At 69.0% G+C, this 16,854-nt stretch carries 15 protein-coding genes; 1 reads left to right on the top strand and 14 read right to left on the bottom strand.

The features are described from left to right. Positions 1-5 precede the first annotated feature (5 nt). The 8 genes from U8331_RS00180 to oleC all read right to left on the bottom strand — a co-directional run bounded on the left by U8331_RS00180 (position 6) and on the right by oleC (position 8,964). A complete protein-coding gene (locus tag U8331_RS00180) occupies positions 6-1,367 on the bottom strand; it encodes a glycosyltransferase (RefSeq protein WP_481131627.1) in 1,362 nt (453 codons plus the stop codon). 260 nt (positions 1,368-1,627) lie between these two features. Beyond that, entirely contained in the window at positions 1,628-2,233 is a 606-nt protein-coding gene (locus tag U8331_RS00185; RefSeq protein WP_481131628.1) for a lysophospholipid acyltransferase family protein, read from the bottom strand. Between the two features lie 19 nt (positions 2,234-2,252). Further along, positions 2,253-2,669: an alternative ribosome rescue aminoacyl-tRNA hydrolase ArfB gene (gene arfB / locus U8331_RS00190; protein ID WP_481131629.1), complete on the bottom strand. Its 417-nt coding sequence runs from the start codon at positions 2,667-2,669 to the stop codon at positions 2,253-2,255. A 10-nt stretch (positions 2,670-2,679) separates the two neighbouring features. Continuing rightward, a complete protein-coding gene (locus U8331_RS00195) occupies positions 2,680-3,423 on the bottom strand; it encodes a pseudouridine synthase (protein WP_481131630.1) in 744 nt (247 codons plus the stop codon). A gap of 204 nt (positions 3,424-3,627) precedes the next feature. After that, the gene (ubiB, locus tag U8331_RS00200) at positions 3,628-5,301 is read right to left on the bottom strand and encodes a ubiquinone biosynthesis regulatory protein kinase UbiB (RefSeq protein WP_481131631.1); all 1,674 of its coding nucleotides are present in this window, start codon (positions 5,299-5,301) and stop codon (positions 3,628-3,630) included. Beyond that, entirely contained in the window at positions 5,298-5,954 is a 657-nt protein-coding gene (locus tag U8331_RS00205) for a ubiquinone biosynthesis accessory factor UbiJ (RefSeq protein ID WP_481131632.1), read from the bottom strand. Before U8331_RS00205 ends, ubiB begins: the two co-directional genes overlap by 4 nt. Before the next feature lie 231 nt (positions 5,955-6,185). Continuing rightward, on the bottom strand, positions 6,186-7,205 hold the full coding sequence (oleD, locus tag U8331_RS00210; RefSeq protein ID WP_481131633.1) for a 2-alkyl-3-oxoalkanoate reductase: 1,020 nt from the start codon (positions 7,203-7,205) through the stop codon (positions 6,186-6,188). Between the two features lie 106 nt (positions 7,206-7,311). Then, positions 7,312-8,964, bottom strand: coding sequence for an olefin beta-lactone synthetase (gene oleC, locus U8331_RS00215; protein ID WP_481131634.1), 1,653 nt, complete (start codon positions 8,962-8,964; stop codon positions 7,312-7,314). Between the two features lie 84 nt (positions 8,965-9,048). Between oleC and U8331_RS00220 the strand changes: the two genes are divergently transcribed. After that, complete coding sequence (locus U8331_RS00220; protein ID WP_481131635.1) at positions 9,049-9,495, top strand: YkgJ family cysteine cluster protein; 447 nt, start codon at positions 9,049-9,051, stop codon at positions 9,493-9,495. Positions 9,496-9,636: 141 nt separating this feature from the next. Here U8331_RS00220 and U8331_RS00225 read toward each other — a convergent pair whose 3' ends face one another. The 6 genes from U8331_RS00225 to U8331_RS00250 all read right to left on the bottom strand — a co-directional run bounded on the left by U8331_RS00225 (position 9,637) and on the right by U8331_RS00250 (position 16,853). Further along, complete coding sequence (locus U8331_RS00225) at positions 9,637-10,551, bottom strand: alpha/beta fold hydrolase (RefSeq protein ID WP_481132854.1); 915 nt, start codon at positions 10,549-10,551, stop codon at positions 9,637-9,639. A gap of 164 nt (positions 10,552-10,715) precedes the next feature. Beyond that, the gene (locus tag U8331_RS00230; protein WP_481131636.1) at positions 10,716-11,414 is read right to left on the bottom strand and encodes an energy transducer TonB; all 699 of its coding nucleotides are present in this window, start codon (positions 11,412-11,414) and stop codon (positions 10,716-10,718) included. A gap of 293 nt (positions 11,415-11,707) precedes the next feature. Beyond that, positions 11,708-12,070, bottom strand: a complete 363-nt coding sequence (locus tag U8331_RS00235; RefSeq protein WP_481131637.1) for a hypothetical protein — start codon at positions 12,068-12,070, stop codon at positions 11,708-11,710. A gap of 30 nt (positions 12,071-12,100) precedes the next feature. Further along, positions 12,101-13,261: a DUF6708 domain-containing protein gene (locus U8331_RS00240; RefSeq protein WP_481131638.1), complete on the bottom strand. Its 1,161-nt coding sequence runs from the start codon at positions 13,259-13,261 to the stop codon at positions 12,101-12,103. Then, entirely contained in the window at positions 13,261-15,942 is a 2,682-nt protein-coding gene (locus tag U8331_RS00245) for a T6SS effector BTH_I2691 family protein (RefSeq protein WP_481131639.1), read from the bottom strand. The genes U8331_RS00240 and U8331_RS00245 overlap by 1 nt, the downstream gene beginning before the upstream one ends. Then, positions 15,939-16,853 carry a DUF4123 domain-containing protein gene (locus U8331_RS00250; protein ID WP_481131640.1) on the bottom strand — a complete coding sequence of 305 codons (915 nt, stop codon included), beginning with the start codon at positions 16,851-16,853 and terminating at the stop codon, positions 15,939-15,941. The genes U8331_RS00245 and U8331_RS00250 overlap by 4 nt, the downstream gene beginning before the upstream one ends. Position 16,854: the final 1 nt, after the last annotated feature.

Raw genomic sequence — 16,854 nt, forward strand, 5'->3', positions numbered from 1 at the left:
ACCGTTCACGCGCGTCGTCGTCCCACCCCTTCGACTTCGCGTTGCACGTGCCAGCGCAACCGCCGCGTCGGCCACAGCAGCAGCGCGAACCACAGCACGGCGATTAGCTCGACCGCGATCAGCACGTAGCGCACCGGCGTCGCCGCCACGGCGCCGAGCAACGCGCGCCACCGTCGTCCCACCGGTGCAACGCGCGCGCTCACCGCCAGCGTCCCGAGTATCTCCACCGCGGCGGCCAGGGCGAACACGAGCCACGCGCCGGTCAGCCCGGACACCAGCAGGGTGACCGGGTAGCCGATCCGCTCGAGTGCGAGCAGCAGCAATGCGGTGCCGACCGGCCGTCCCTGGCGGCGGGTCAGGCGCTCGCCGAACGGTTGCCGGTAAGCCTCGCGGATGCGGCGCTGGTCGGCACCGGCGTTCTGCCCGGGTTCGCCGCGCAGGCGCCGGCGCCATTCGCGCCAGCGGTGGCGGAGCGCGTACAGCGGGCTCCGCAGCAGCGGGTCGAAGTAGTGGTCGTTCTGCAGCAGGGCGATCGTCCAGCACCACGCATTCCACGGCAGCCGCCACAGCGGCGCGGCCTGCACCCGTGCGGACACGTCGGCCAGGCGGACGTTGCGGTACCCCTCGGTCGCCAGCGCGCGGGCGATGAACAGGTCCTCGATCGCAGTCAGGTCGTCGCCGCGTATCGGCTCGTAGCGGTCGAACATGTCCTTGAGGTAGCGCCGGCGATAGGCGATCGCCTCGCCCGAAGGTGCATCGACCCCGCCGTGGCGGCACATCAGCCCGCGGTCGACGAACGCCTGCTGCAGCCGGCCGATGTGGGCGCGGTAGTCGTCACCGAGGCGGCGCCACAGCGCCGGCCACCGCCCGTTGGGGGCGAGTGGGTCGCGGTAGTCGTCGCCGGCGAGCCAGCGCTGGAACGCCGGGGCCCGCGCGAGCGCGCGTCGATGGCGCGCCCGCAGCGGCTCGACCATCCCGCAGACGCTGGCGATGCCGACGCCCTGGTAAAGCTCGCGCACGCAACGCTCGATGTAGTCCGGCGAGGTCAGCACGGCGTGGCCGTCGAGTACGAACAGCACGTCGCCGTGGAAACCCCGTGCCTGGCGCTTGAGCGTGGCGGCCTTGCCGATCGACCAGGTGCGCTGCACCACCTGCAGGTCCATGCCGTTGGCACGGGCGAACTCGCGCGCGAGCTGGATGCCGTGGTCGCGCTCGGCGCCGCCGTCGTCGACCAGCAGGATCCGTCGCGGCGGCAGGGTCTGCGCGGCCAGTCCGGCCAGGCAATGGATGATGGTGGGCTGGTCGCGGCAGGCGGCGATGACCAGGTCGACCCGGGCTTGGCGCCAGTCCTCCGCCGGCGTCGGCACCACCGGCTCCGGGCCGCGTCGCAGCGCCGCCGCCGCGAGCCACGCGGCCGGACCACAGACGAACCACGGCGCCGCGGGCATCCCTCAGGCGCCCCCGGCGACGCGCGGAAGACCCGCCGCGCTCCCTTGCGCGTTGGACGGTTTGCGACGCATGCCGACCCTCCGTGGCCATTGCGGGCCACCTGCGACCGGCCGCACCGAAGCGCACCGCCGGTCACACGAATCACGCAATTGCCGTGCCAATCCGGCAAGAACGCCGGTCAACCGGTTCCGTGATGCTTGCCCTGCCACGGCCGGTACCAGTCGCGCAAACGGGCCAGGTCGGCCTCCATGTCGTCCCCGGTGGTGAACGCCGGGCCGATGCCGATGACCTTGTTGGGGTAATGGAAGTACACCGGCAGCACCGGCACCCGCGCGGCGTGGGCGATTTTCCAGAACCCGGTTTTCCAGCGCTCCACCGGTTTGCGCGTGCCCTCCGGGGCGATGCCGAGCCAGAACCGGTCCGCGGCATCGAAGCGGGCGGCCAGTTGTTCCACCACCCCGCGGGCCGCGCTGCGGTTGACCTCGATGATGCCCAGCGCCCGCATCAAGGGCCCCAGCGGCCCCCAGAACAGCTGGTGCTTGCCGAGGATGCGGATATCGAGCCCGAGCGCGAGCTTGGCCGCGAAGCCCCATACCCCGTCCCAGTTGGACGAATGCGGCGCGCCGATCAGCACCAGCCGCGGGATATCGGGAAACTGCCCGACCAGCCGCCACCCACCCAGCCCCAGCACGGTGCGGCCGAGCCAGCGGGTAAAGCGGTTGGGTCGCACCCGCGGCACGCTCGGCGGCAGCGGCGGCACGACGTCGTCGGTGGCTGGATGCATCGTGTGGTTTGGTCCCCTGTCAGTCCCAGTCGCGTCGCGTGCGTCCCTGCTTGATCGTACTGCGTTCGCGCTTGCCGGCCAGCCGGCGCTCCTTCGACGCGCGGGTCGGCCGGGTGGCGACGCGCTTCTTCGGCGCGTGCAGGCCGGCCTCGATGAAGCGGGCCAACCGCTCGCGCGCGTCCTCGCGGTTGCGCTCCTGGGTGCGGAAGCGTTGCGCGCTGAGCACCAGCACGCCCTCGGACGTGACCCGGCGGTCGCGCCGCGACAGCAGCCGCTCGCGTACCGGTTCGGGCAGCGACGGCGAGGTGGCGATGTCGAAGCGCAGCTCGACCGCGGTCGCGACCTTGTTGACGTTCTGCCCGCCCGGCCCGGCCGAGCGCACGAAACGTTCGACCAGCTCGGCCTCGGGGATGCGCAAGGGACCGATTTCGATCATGCGGGCGATTCTAGGTCACGGCGGTGAGCGCTCCGCGAGCCGGATCGAAGCCGTCGAACAACGCCAGCGCCTTGCCGAACTCCGCGTCCACCGGCGCGGTCACGTCCATCCGTGCGCCGGTATGCGGATGGGTGAACACCAGCCGCCGCGCGTGCAGCAGCATCCGGTGCACGCCGATCATCCGTAACGCGCGGTTGTGGCGGCCGTCGCCGTGGCTGGTGTCGCCGATCAGGTGGTGCGAAAGGTGCTTGAGGTGGCGGCGGATCTGGCGGAACCGGCCGGTCCGCGGCGACGCCTCCAGCAGCGCGTAGCGCGAAGTGTCGAAGCCGGTCGATGGCCAGGCGCATTCGGTCCGCGCCAGCACCCGGAACTCCGTCAGCGCCGGCTTCCTGACCGGCTTGCCGGGGCCGCCGTCGAGGTCGTGGTCGACCGTGAACGCGTCCTCCGCCGGCCAGCCGCGGCAGACCGCCCAATAGTGCTTGCCGACCTCGTGCGACATCAGCACCTTGCCCAGCAGCGATGCGGTGTCGCGGTCGAACGCCACCAGCAGGCAGCCGCTGGTCGCGCGGTCGAGCCGGTGCACGAGGAACACCGGCCGCCCGAACTGCAGCCGCAGCCGGTCGGCGACGAAATCGTGCTCGCCGCGCGCCAGCGCGCTGTCGTGGACCATCAGCCCGGCCGGCTTGTTGATGACCGCAAGGCGGTCGTCGGCGTGCAGGACCGGAAGCGCGAGCAGGGCGGGGTCGATGGTCATGGGCGTGCGCCGCGGACCGAATCAATCGCGTCCCGGCACCCGCCCTCGTAGGAGCGACGTAAGTCGCGACCCACTGACCCTCCAGCTGCGCGTCGGTCAACACGGTCCCGCAATCGCGCGACCGCGAAACCGCGTTGATCGCGGCGGCGAACTGCGGTCAGTGGGTCGCGACTTACGCCGCTCCTACAGGCCATCGAACGCACCCTAGCGCCGCGGCCACGCGGCCAGCAGCGCCCACAGCCCGCCAAGGCCGGCGATCCACGAAGAGGCCGGCACCGACCACAACGTCGGGCCGCCCGCTTCCATGCCGTACAGCACCGCGGCGACGATCAGCAGGCCGGTGCCGAGGATCGCGGCGACGGTGCGCTTCTGCGCCTCGCGCACGCTGCGCGACAGCTCGGCGAGGTCGCTCGAGCGCATCCGCAGCTCGTGCCGGCCTTCGACCTGCTGCTCCAGCCAGGCGTGCAGCAGGCCCGGCATCTGCGGTGCGCGCGTGACCAGTTCCGGCAGCCGCTTGCGGAATTCGCCGAGCAGCCGGCGCGGGCTGTAGCGCTGCACCAGGATCTTCGACAGCACCGGCTTGGCGACCGCCCAGATGTCGATGGTCGGGTCGAGCTGGCGGCCGACGCCCTCGATGTTGAGCAGGGTCTTCTGCAGCAGGATCAACTGTGGCTGCAGGGTCAGCTCGTGGCGCCGGGCGACCCGGAACAGCTTGACCAGCACCTCGGCCAGCGAGATCTCGCTCAGCGGCCGGGTGAAGTACGGCTCGCACACCGCGCGCGCCGCGGCCTCGAGCTCGTCGATGCGGACGTGGCCGGGCATCCAGCCGGCCTGCACGTGCAGCTCGGCGATGCGCCGGTAGTCGCGGTTGAAGATCGCCATGAAGTTCTCGGCGAGGTAGTACTGGTCCTCGTCCGACAGCTGGCCCATGATCCCGAAGTCCAGCGCGATGAAGCGCGGGTTGGCCTTGCGCGTGGGGTCGGTATCGACCCAGATGTTGCCGGCGTGGGCGTCGGCGTGGAAGAAGTTGTCGCGGAACACCTGGGTGTAGAACACCCGCACGCCCTTGGCCGCGAGCGCCTTGCGGTCGATGCCGGCGGCGTCGAGCGCGGCGACGTCGTCGGACGGGATGCCGTGCACGCGTTCGAGCGTCAGCACGCGCTCGCCGGTGTGCGACCAGATCACCTCGGGCACGTAGAGGTCGTCGCTGCCGAGCCAGAACCGGCGCAGCACGCTGGCGTTGCCGCCCTCGCGCTGCAGGTCGAGCTCGGCGGCGAGGGTCGATTCGATCTCGGCGACGACCTCGCGCGGACGGATCTTGTCGGCGTTGGGGTGGGTGCGTTCGACGATGCCGGCGATCGCGTTGAGCAGGGCGATGTCGTCGGTGATCTGGCGCCGGATGCCCGGGCGCAGCACCTTGACCACGACGTCGCGCAGCGCGGCGGTGCCGACCGCCGGCAGGGTCGCCGCGTGCACCTGGGCGATCGAGGCCGAGGCCAGCGGGGTGGTGTCGAAGCTCGCGAACGCCTCGGTGACCGGCAGTCCGAGCGCGGTCTCGACGATCGCGCGCGCGGCCTCGCCGTCGAACGGCGCGACCCGGTCCTGCAGCAGCGCGAGCTCGTCGGCGACGTCCGGCGGCACCAGGTCGCGGCGGGTCGATAGGATCTGCCCGAACTTGACGAAGATCGGCCCGAGCTCCTGCAGCGCCAGCCGCAGCCGCGCGCCGCGCGACATCGCCGCGACCTCGGCCGACGCGCGCGGCACGAACGGCCGCGCGAGTTTCAGCCAGCGCTCGGCCGGGGTGCCGTCGAGCAGCGCGTCGAGGCGGTAGCGCAGCAGTACCCGGCCGATCCGGGTCGCGCGCAGCGCCGACTTCACGAGCCGGCTCCGGCCGCGCGCGCGCGCAACCGCGAGATGCGCGCGGCGGCGCGCTCGACATCGTCGCGCAGCACGTCGACGTCGTCGTGGAACGCGTCGAGCTCAGCGCGGGCGACCACGTCGCGCGACTCCTCGGTGACGTACTCGGCGGCGCTGCCGGCGAACTCGCGTGCGACCACGCGGGCCTGACGCAAGCCGGCGGCGATCGCATTGGCGACCTGCACGCCGAGCACGTCTCCGAACACACGGGCGAACGGCTGCTGCCAGTCCGGGTCGAAGCGCTCGGCCAGCCGCTGCAGGCGGCGTGCGAGGTCGGCGTCGCCCTCGATCCGGAGCTTGCCGACCGGCGGGGCGTCGTCGTTGCGCAGGAACGGCAATTGCGACAGCAGCCCGCCGATCGAGCTGCGCACCGACAGGTCCGGCTCGTCGGCGGCATCGACCGGGCCGACCCGCAGCCGGTCGCCATCGACGCGCACCTGCAGCGCCAGCGGCGGCGCCGACAGGTGCACCGCGACGCGGCGGCCGTCGAGCGCGCGCAGGGCGGTGCCGGTGTCGGGGTCCAGGGCGAGCGCGCGGTTGAGCGCGATCTCCAGCGCCTGCCCGGCAACGGGCTTGAGCCGGGCGAGCGGGTGTCGGGGGGCGGCGTCGGTCATCGGCGCATTCTAGCGGGCGCGGGCTCCCGCTTCGGTTTCGTGTGGGGGGCGCAAAGCCCTGAAGCCAGGCCCCCACCGTAGGAGCGACGTGAGTCGCGAACGGGTCGGCACCGCGAAGACGACGCCCGATCCTTCCCCGCGACAGGCTCGGTCGGCGTCACCGCCGCTCCGATGTCGTCGCGTGCCGGGCGACTGCGTGGTCGCGACTTGCGTCGGCCCCACGACACACGTTCAACCGGCGACGTTTGCGGCGGTGCGCCCGCTCTCCCAGGCCGCACGCAACCGCGCCAGGCCCTCATCGAATCCCACCTTCGGCACGTAGCCGAAGTCCCGCTTTGCCGGCCCCATGTCGTACCAGTGGGTCGTCACCAGTTGCTCGGCGAGGAAGCGCGTCATCGGCGGCTCACCCTTCAGCGGCAGCGCATGCCACAGCGCCTCGCAGACCGCTCCGGCGGCGTAGGCGACGCCGAACGGCACGCTGCCGTGCACGGTCGGCGCGCCGGCGGCGGCAAGCAGCGCGTCGAGGGTCTCGCGCATCGTGCGCGGATCGCCGTTGCTGATGAAGTAGGCGCGCCCGGCACACGCCGCGCCCGGAACGAGCGCGTCGAACGCATCGAAGTGCGCCTGCGCGGCGTTGTCGATGTAGGTGGTGTCGACCAGGTTGTCGCCGCTGCCGACCAGCCGCAATCGCCCGGCCCGCGCGCGCTCGACCAGCCGCGGCAGCAGCTGGTTGTCGCCCGGGCCCCAGATCAACCGCGGGCGCAGCGCGACCGTCGCCAGCGTGGCGTCGTTGGCCGCCAGCACCTCGCGCTCGGCCACCGCCTTGGTCGACGCGTAGGGCGCCTTCAGGCCTTCGCCGTAGGGCACCTCGTCGGCGCCGAGGCCCTCGACCGGATGCGTGGCGCGGTGGGTCACGCTCGGCGTCGACGTGTAGACCAGCCGGCGGATGCCGTGCGCGCGGCAGGCGTCGAGCACGTGACGCGTGCCAAGCACGTTGGCGCGGTGGTAGTCCTCGTGTGGGCCCCAGGCGCCGGCCTTGGCGGCGTTGTGGAAGATGGCGCCGCAGCCCACGGCGGCGGCGATGACGGCGTCGCGGTCGGCGAGGTCGCCGCGGCGCTGGTCGACGCCGATCGCGTCGAGCTCCGGGTAATGGCCGCGGTTGAAGCTGGCGACCTCATGGCCGCGCTCGCGCAGGCCGCGGCACAGCGCCTGGCCGAGGAAACCGCCACCGCCGGTGACCAGGATTTTCAATGGATGCCTCCAGTGCCGATCACGGCGTCTTCTTCGTGTAGGAGCGACGTGAGTCGCGACCTGAACATCGTCTCAGGCGTTCGGCGGGTCGCGAGTCACGTCGCTCCTACGACGGAGTATTCCGGGCCGCCCACACCGCCAGCGCCTCGCGCCCGATCTTGGCGTTGTGGCGGATGTCGACCGGGAACCCCGGGTGGCGCAGGAAACGCCCGATCCCCGCGGTATGCGCGTGCCCCGCGCCGATCGCCCGCAGTTCGCGCTCGATCCGCGGCCACTCGCGCTTCGCCACGCCATCGGCCAGCTCCACGCACAGCACCGGCACCTGCACGCCGCGCCCGCCGACGCCGACCAGCGCGGTCCGCCGCACCTGCGGATGGGTGTTGAACACCGGCTCGACCTGCTCGGTGTAGAGCGGCCCGGCGGCGGCCTCGACCCGGTGCGACTTGCGGCCGCAGAACCACAGCCGGCCGTCGCCATCGAAATAGCCGACGTCGCCCATCCGGTGGACGATGCGCCCGCCGTCGCCGGTGGCCTCGGCGATCTTCGCCAGCCGCGTCTGCGCGTCGCGGTTGAAGTAGCTGTCGGTCGCGGTCGGGCCGGCCACGGTGATCTCGCCGACCTGCCCGGCCGGCAGTTCGCGCACATCCTCCCAGCACGCGATCGCCTCGTCGGTGATGCCGATGATCCGCACCTCGTTCGGCGGCACCGGACGCCCGACGCAGGTGCCGGCACCGGCTTCGGTCGCGGCGCGGGTCTCCTCCAGTTCGCGGCCCTCGACCACCGCCACCGGCAGGCACTCGGTCGCACCGTACGGGGTCCAGAACTTCGCCCCGGCCGGCAGCAGCCCGCGCATCCGCGTCACCACCCCGGCCGGCACCGGCGCGCCGGCCGACATCACCCCGCGCACCGTCGGCAGCGGCTGGCCGTGGCGCGCCAGCACCGCCATCAGCGCCGGCGAGCCGAACAGCTGGTCGACCCCGAAGCGCGCGATCGCATCGTGCAGCCTGCGCGGGTCGGCCGTGGCCGGGCGGGTCGGGTCCATGTCCGGGATCACCGAGGTCAGCCCCAGCGCGGGGTCGAACAGCGCGAACGGCGGGAAGGTCGGCAGGTTCACCCCGCCCGGCGCGATCCCGAACGCCTCGCCGAGCATCGCCACCTGGGCGACGAAGTGGCGGTGGCGGTAGACCACGCCCTTGGGCACACCGGTCGAGCCACTGGTGAACAGGATGGCGGCGACCTCGTCAGGCGTGGTGTCGGCCAGCTGCGGCCCGGCACCGGCGCCGGCGTGCTCGATCTGTACCAGCGTCACGTCGGCCAGCAGGGCGCGCCGGCCGGTGGTCACCGCCAGCCGCGCCGATTCCGCCCAGCCCAGCAGCCGCCGCGCCAGCAGCGCCAGCGGTATCCCGATGAACGCCTCGGCCCCGGCCTCGGCCAGGCACTGCCGCAGCGCGCGCCGGTCGATGCCAGGGTCCACCAGCACCGGCACCGCGCCGGCCTTGAACAGCGCGAACATCAGCGCGAAGAAATCCGGCCCGGGCCGCACCATCACCACGGTGCGGGTGCCGCGTCCGACCCCGCGCGCCGCCAGCCCGGCGGCGATCGCGTCGCTGCGCGCATCAAGCTCGCCATAGGTCACCGCCACGTCGTAGCGCGCCAGCCGGTCCGGGCCACGGCTGCCGGGGCAGCGCATCGCCACCCGGTCCGGCGCGTCGGCGGCGATCCGCGGCAGCGCCGCGGCGATGTTGCAGGGGCCGTTCATCCGTTCATTGTCGCCTGTCGCGCGCACTTGCGCGGCGCCGGGCGGATGCTGAAAAATCCGCCACCCGCCGGCACCACCACGCCCATGTCCCACCCCTGCCTGACCTGCGGTGCCTGCTGCGCCTACTTCCGCATCAGCTTCCACTGGTCCGAAGCCGACCCCGCGATGGGCGGCGTCGTGCCGCCGGAGTTGACCGAGCCGCTGCGCCAACACGAACGCGTCATGCGGGGCACCTCGCAGGAGCGGCCGCGCTGCGTGGCGCTGGACGCGGACATCGGCCGCTACAGCCGCTGCGGCATCCACCCGGTGCGCCCGCAGGCCTGCCGCGACGTGCCGGCCTCGTACGAGTTCGGCGTGCCTAGCCCGCAGTGCGACAAGGCCCGCCTGGCCCACGGCCTGCCCGCGCTGACCCCGGCCGACTGGCGCTGGCGTGAGGCCGCCAACGACGGCGACGGCAACCCGGACGGCAGCGACAACCCCAAGGATGGCGGCAACGCGCCGCCGGCGGTGCCCCCACCGATCGCGGCGTGATCGAACGGGACTGACCCGCGCCGGATCGCGGCGGATCTGGTCACGGGCGGCACCGCAATGTCACCGCGACCGGACCCGCCTGCGAACGCCCGACCAAAGATGCGTGCGCTGAGACGAGCGAGCGGCGTCGCGGGGCGCCGCTCAGCCCAGCGGATGCCGGTCGAGGAAGCCGCGGATCGCCGGCACCAGCTCCTCGTGCCGGTCTTCCAGCACGTAGTGGTTGGCGTCCTCGAACGCGTGGACCTCGGCATTGGGCAGCGCGCGGCTGAAACCGTCGAGGAAGTGGCGGTCGAACACGAAGTCCTTCAGGCCCCAGCCGATGAAGGCGGGGCGGTCCGCGTACCGCGGCAACGCGCGGCCGGCGGCTTCGAGCAGCGGCCAGGCCCGGTCGCCTTCGCGCAACGGAATGTCCTGCATGAAGCGCAGCGTGCTGATCGCGTTGCGCCAGCCGTTGTACGGCGCGATGTAGCCGCGGCGCACGTCGGCCGGCAGCCTGCGCTCGGTGCCCAGCCACGCCGCCCCGCGGGCGAACAGGTTGAAGGCACGGATCAGCAAGCCGCCGACCTTCGAGTCGCGGCCGAGCGACAGCTGCCACGGCATCGGTTTGGCCGCCGGCAGCGGGAAGGCCGCCGTGTTGAGGATCACCAGCCGCTTCACCTGCGGCATGTGCGACAGCGCCCAGCCGAACCCGATCATGCCGCCCCAGTCATGCACCGCCAGCGTCACCGGCCCGCTGATGCCGAGATGCTCCAGCAACGCCCCGAGGTCGTCGACCCGCGATTGTAGGGTGTAGTCGTAGCGCGGCGACGTCCCGGCCGCATCGTCCGGCCGGTCGGACAGACCCATCCCGACGTGGTCGGGCACGATGCAGCGGTAATGGTCGCGCAGCCCCAGCACCAGGTGCCGCCAGTAGAAGCTCCAGGAGGGGTTGCCGTGGAGCATGACGACCACCTCGCCATCGCGCGGGCCCTCGTCGAGGTAGCTCATCGCGATGCCGGGGCGGACTTCATGGCGCCGCGGGGTGAACGGGTAGTCGGGGTAGCTGCCGGGGTTCATCGTCATGCAGATGCGGGGGACCGGGCATTGTCGCCCGTCCGCACAACCGCTGCAGTCGGGAGACGCGCCAAGCCCGTGGTCGGCGGCGCCCTTTGTCAGTTCGTCAGTACTTCGGCGCCGAAGATGTTTCGCGCGATGGCGCAGTGATCGTCCCGACGTGCGAGCTACCAGTTGCGCTGGAATTGAACCGGTATGGCAACCATGGCCGTCACCGGCTGGCCTTCCTGTGACCGGCCGGGATTGAAACGCCAGCGCTGCGCGCCGTCTTCGGCGGCTTCGTCCAGCAAGCGGTGTCCGCTCGACCTACCGACACGTATCGCACCGACGCTACCGTCGGGCTCGACCTGGACCACCAGCAGCACCGTCCCGTGAAGCCCCTGCCGCACCGCGGCGGGCGGATATCGCGGTGGGTTCATATTCCGCGACGACGGGTCCACCGAACCGCCGACGGCCTCGTCCCCTGCTGCCAGTTGGGCGTCGCATTTCGCTCCGGAGGAAACACGCATCGCAAAGCCGTATCCCGATTCGACAGCTGCCACCGGCTCCAGCAGGTGCGCCTCGGTACGACCCCCGCACACCGCGCGTGCGCGGGCCCGGAGCCATCGGATCTGCGTCTCGGCAACACGCGGCGTCGGAGCCACCGCTTCGATCAGACAACCCGAGGAATCTTCGGTGATCCGACCGTACTTCATGCGCGCATCGAACAACGACGAACCACTGGCCTCACCGACCGCAGGCGGCGAAAACACGCTGTCCGAAGAAGTGACCGAAAACAGGCCACATCCCGCCACCGTCCCGGGCCGTGTCGACACGCAGCCGGCCGCCAGCAGAGCGGTTACCACGGCCATAAACTTGATAATCATTAACCCACCGTTTGTCGACTTTTGTTTAACGGCCCAGTTCGGACAGATTGATGCGCTCGTCGACCACGTGCGGGTCACCGGATTCAATCACATTCGGAGCCAGACTAGCGCAGGTCCGCCGGATTGGACCGCGCGTCCTTGATATACGGGCCGTTCGGCTCGATCACACTGACGGCTTCCACCTCGGCGGGCCAGTGGGGGATCCTGGACGTGCGCATGGCGACCCAACGGGCACATGCCGCCAGGAAATTGAGCGGATACATGGTCACGACCCCAGCGCCGAGTGACACTCATCACGAGACGTCTGGATGCTGCCTCTGATTATGCTTATCGCCGATTGCACAGATGACGTCTCTTGCGTTTTTCTTGTCCGATTTTGAGGCATTCGGGCTGGCGACGATATTTTCCATGCGGCGCATGACCTCCTCATCATCATAGTCATCTATTCTGTGTAGCAAACAGAAATTCAGGCCAGATATGAGCCCGTTAGCCCAATAGTTCATAAACATCGCGCTAGTGACGAGCACCACCCCAAAGCCTGCAAAGAGCCAATCGCTCCCCGCGTGCGCGATAGCGAACACTTTGTATGCCACAAACATTATTAGAGGAATTACAACGAGCTGGGCGCCTCTTATAATGGCTATTCCCTTATTCATCCAACGCTCCTCGCGCTTTATCAAAACGTGCTACGCCGCAGATACTGGCATTGCTCGACCCCGGCTCTTCCGCGCAATGCGGGCCCGCATCTTGTCCGAGTCACGCTCGGCGTTGGCGCGCAGGTAGCCGCCGATTTCGGGACCGTAGTCCTCGGCCACGGTGAGCTTGGGGACAGGCTTGCCGGATTGCCCCGCCTCGCGGATTTCGCGCGGCCAGCGCGGGCGCCAGCACAGCAGCATCGAAACCCAGTGACACAGGCTGTGCAGCAGGATCAGCGGCGACAGCAGTACCAGCGTCAGCACCGCCCAAAGACCACCGCCGCGGCGCCACATGGGGCGCATGAAGCGCAAGCTGGCTGCGACGGAATCCCACGGCCAGGGAAAGCGCGCGCGCAATGACTTGGGCGGAGGCACGGCCTGCGGGCCTTCCTCCATGTACCGACGGATGTACTCCCACAAGCCTTCCATCTCGCGGTTGCCGTCCAGCGGCGGGCCGACGAATGCCATCTCGTCGAAGCCGGTGCCGGTGCGCTCGGTCGGCCAGCCCAGTGCGAGCGTGTCGCCCATGCCTTGACTGTCGGGCAGGTCGGGATTGATAGCCGCAATCGTCGCCTCCCACGGCAGGGTGACGATGCCGCCCGCGTAGTCCGGGCGATGCAGATAAACCTGTCGGGTCTTGCGGTTGAAACGGATCAACAGGTGTCGTTGGGTAATGATTTCGGTGCGAATGAACTTAAGCGCATAGCGCCAGACGAGATAGGCAAAAGCGACACCTACGGCGGTAAAAAGCAGCGTTGTGAACCAAGCACCAACGCTGGGTTCGGTTCCCCACGGAGTCGTGCGATAGACCGCCATGTGAACGACCGGCCACAAACCAATCTTCCAGAACAGTAGATATCCCAACACATATCCAAACCCCAGCGTTAGGAAAGTAATCAGCCCCCGCTTCTCTTCCTGCCACGCAGCCCGCGCTTCGATAAAGGTGTCATTGACTTCATAGAACGCATTACCATCGGTGGGGTGCTCGCTAGCTGGCTCATCCGCCCCCCACTCTTTCGCGTTCTCGTCCACTGGGCCGGACGGATCGAAGTAGCCTTTGCCATAGTGCGCATCCAGCTCGGCATCTTCCTTCGCCCGAACCTCGGGGTCCTTGCTGCGCTCTTGCCACAATGCCAGTTCAAACAGATACATCAGCCTGCGACTCCCTTGAACGCCATCTCCAGCGTTGCCAGCTCTTCGGCCTCATTGGCAAAGCCACGCTTACTCTTGTCCTTGCGGAACACCGACTTCTCGCACCACTCCTCATAGGTGTCGGGGCTGAGCAGAAATATCACCCCGGTCGCGGCCAGACCGGCCCAACCCAGACGCGCACCCCAGATACGCAGGCCGAACAGCAGCGCCTGTCGCAACGCCAACTTTGCGGAGGCACGGGCCGCAATCGCCAGAACCCTTTTGAGGAACTCGATACTGGTGCGCTCCATCATCCGCTTCAGGAATGGCGCACTACCTGCGAAAGCAACAGTGGCGCCCATCGCAGTTGCCGAAGAAACAATAATTGCGCGCGCACCATAGGCAACCGTGAGAACCCAGCGTTCCCGTGCCATCGAGTCGCCAGCACTGCTGACATCAAACACGGTGCCTGCAAGGCCAACCATGCCGCCCAGAAACCCGCCATACAGCCGCAGCATTCCACCCCAGGTCTTGGCGATACGCGCGGTGTTGGATGCTGCGGAGAAGTGTTTGCTGGCCCACTCGCCGCCTTGGCCCAGCATCTCCATGCTGCCACCCACCAAGGCAATGCCGGCCGCGGCGAACTCTGCCTTGTCCTTGGCCTCGCTGTCGGGCAGTTCGCGCGCCTTGACCAACAGGTTGACCGCCTCGACCATCGACAGCAGCCCGGCGAAGCGGAAGCTGTAGAACTGCCCCTGCTTGCCCGCGCCCAGCTCGGCCTCCACCGCCTCGCGGATGCGACGGTTGATCTGCCCGCGCGCGTAGGCCAGTTGCAACGGCTTGCCGGCCGCGTGCATCTCTTCCATTCGCAGTTGCAAGGCGAAGCTGCCCAGACGGGCCTGCAGCACCCGCACCATCGCGTTGGCCATCTGTCGGTCGGCAGCGGCCGGCAGCGCGGCGTTGAACACTGTCCGACCCAGTTGCGCGTACCAGCCCATCAATGCGCCCAGCCGGGTGCGCTGGAACCAGCGCACCTTGCCGCCGGATTCGCACTCCTTCAATGCATCGTCGGCATGCTTGAAGCTGTTCAACAGATGCCCGGCGGCACCGCTCATGGCGGCGAAGGTCTGCCAGGCGCCCGCATTGGGCTCGGCCAACACCTGTTGGGTGTCAGCGGTCAGTCGGCGCTGGTTGAGTGCATAGGTGCGCCACAGCAGGTTGCCTTCCCGCACGGCCTTGTCGCGGCTCCACCGGTCCAGCAGCGCCTGGCCGTCTTCGCTGGCTTCCATGCCGGCGGTAGCCAACGCAGTCTGCATGGCAAACGCCCAGCCGTGATGCAGGTCGTTGGGGTCGTATGCGTGCAAGGCACCCAACAACTCGGGGGCCTGCAACCAGGCCAGATGGTCGGCGACGCGCTGTTGCATCAGCACTTGCAACGGCGCTGCACGACGGTCGAACTCGCGGATGACGTCATCGTCGGTGCCGTCCAGCAGCTCGGCATAGCCAGCCATTCTGGCTTGTGCCCGTTGGCGTGCACGCTGCTTGTCGCGATCCAGTTGACCCCATGGATCGCGCATATGGGCGTCGGTGATGCTGCCTTTCATTCGTGCGGCATTGTCGCTGCCGCCCAGAAGCGCCTGCATGCGCGGGTGATCGAAGCCGCGCAAGGCGTGCTCGGCCTGCTCGCGATGGCGACGTTCGGCGGCGGACTCGCCCATCTGCACGGCGTTCTGCTCGATTGCCGCGCGCACGTCATGCAGGCGGGTGGCGACCTGGTATTTCCAGGCATTGCTGACCTTGCGACTGTCTCGGGCCTGCATCCAGGGTTCCAGCCCTTCCATCGCCGCGTTGCGCCAGGCGTTGAGTTCCTGAGTGACACCCAGCCCATCACGCAAAACAAGACAGGCGCCGCTCTCGGCCACCAAGGCGTCGGCGATGCGTTGCAGTCGCGGGTGGGCGTCGTGCAGGGCGCGGCGGTTGGGCATCAACGGATCGCACAGGGCCGGATAGGCTTGCGTCTGCAACACCTCGCTCAATGGATTGGTGGCCCGGATACCGATTGGCGCGCCCCCCGCGGAAGCGTCAGCAGTGATGTTCAACGCGCGAAACTCGGCCGCCCATTCGGGCACCGAATTGCCCGTCAGGCAGTGGTCCTGTGTGGTCTGCTGTGCCGCCCACTGCGCAGGACTGAACGCCTGCATCTTGCCTTCGCCGACATAGGCTTCGGCATTGTTCTTGTAGTCGTCCAGCCTGGCCGGCGAAAGCGGGTCGGGCGTAAACAGCCACCAGCTCTTCTTGACCTCCTGCGGCCGGTCAATGGCAATCATTGACGTGCTCGGATTGGTTGCATCGCGAGAGCAGGAGAACGCAACGCTGCGCGGTGGCGGAGTGTCTGCGGGAAATGCGTACAGGTAAGCATCAGCCGTGACGAAGTAGGCGGTCCAGTAGCGCAATCCGAGACGTTCGACCAGACCGTACAGGTACCCCTCGCGCAGCATGCGGGCACCGTAGCGCGCCTGCTCCAAGCTCACGCTGGCGCCTAGAGTGGCCTCGGGTATCTGTGTGATCGCATCGCGGTCGTCGCTGCACAGAGCCGACTGCCGCAGCGGAAAAATCTTCAGGCCCTGCTTGTCACAGAACGGGCAGTCGCCGGACGATGCCGGAACGGACTGCTGGATGGCGGCGAGAATCGGATTGCTCATGCGGGAAGTCCTTTCCGGGCAAGGGCGGGGTCAAGTTCGGTCGCGATGGTTTGCAGATCCACGGCGGTGAGCGCGGCCATTGCCTGGCCGAAGCCGTGCCCGTCACGGTGCGCCGCAGCCAATGCATCACGTACTCGAGGGTGGCGGTCGAACTCGGGATGCACGATGACGCCATGAACCGCATAGGCAATCCGGTCGACCAGCTCACGGTGGCCGGCCTGCTCGGCGCGTACCAACAGGCTTTCGATCGTGGCGACCCACGATTCGTCGTAGACAAGTCCTTGTCTCCGCAGGATCGCGATGCTGCGATTGATCGCTTCGATACGCTGCAGCCGCAGCCAACCGACGGCATCGACGCGCAGGCGATCAGGTGTGGACTCCGGGGCATCGTCCACTTCAAACGGTTCCTGCAGCACTCCGTCGTCCCGCAGCGAAACCCAATGTCGGGTGCCCGCACCCAACCACGCACGTTGGGACGAATCGAGTATGTGCCCAAGGCAAGCCTGCACCCGAGGATCGTGAAGCCGCAGCAGGCGACGAGTGCCAAGGTGGTTTACATCGAACCGGGGAATGAGTCGATCAGCAAGCACATCGAGCGCGGACGTCCCGAACAGCCAACCGGCGACCTGCCGCAGGCCCTCCGGCTCTCTGGCTTGCATGCGCGCCAATTCCAGCGAGGCATCCAGTAGCGGGTCGTGGGGCCCGTCGAGGCGAACCAGCAATGGCGCTTGCTCGGGACGCTGGGCAAAGTGCGCATGTTGCAGTTGCTTGCGCGCGTGAGCCGGTCGGGATTCGATCAGACCCGCCAACGCTAGAGTATCCATCGGGTCGAGCAGCACGAAACCGTGTTCATGCTTTCTGACCAGGGCGAATAGTTGTTCGCCAGCCGATATCGGCTCGGAAGGGTGCATC

It is taken from the genome of Lysobacter sp. CC-YZS074 (assembly GCF_056739745.1).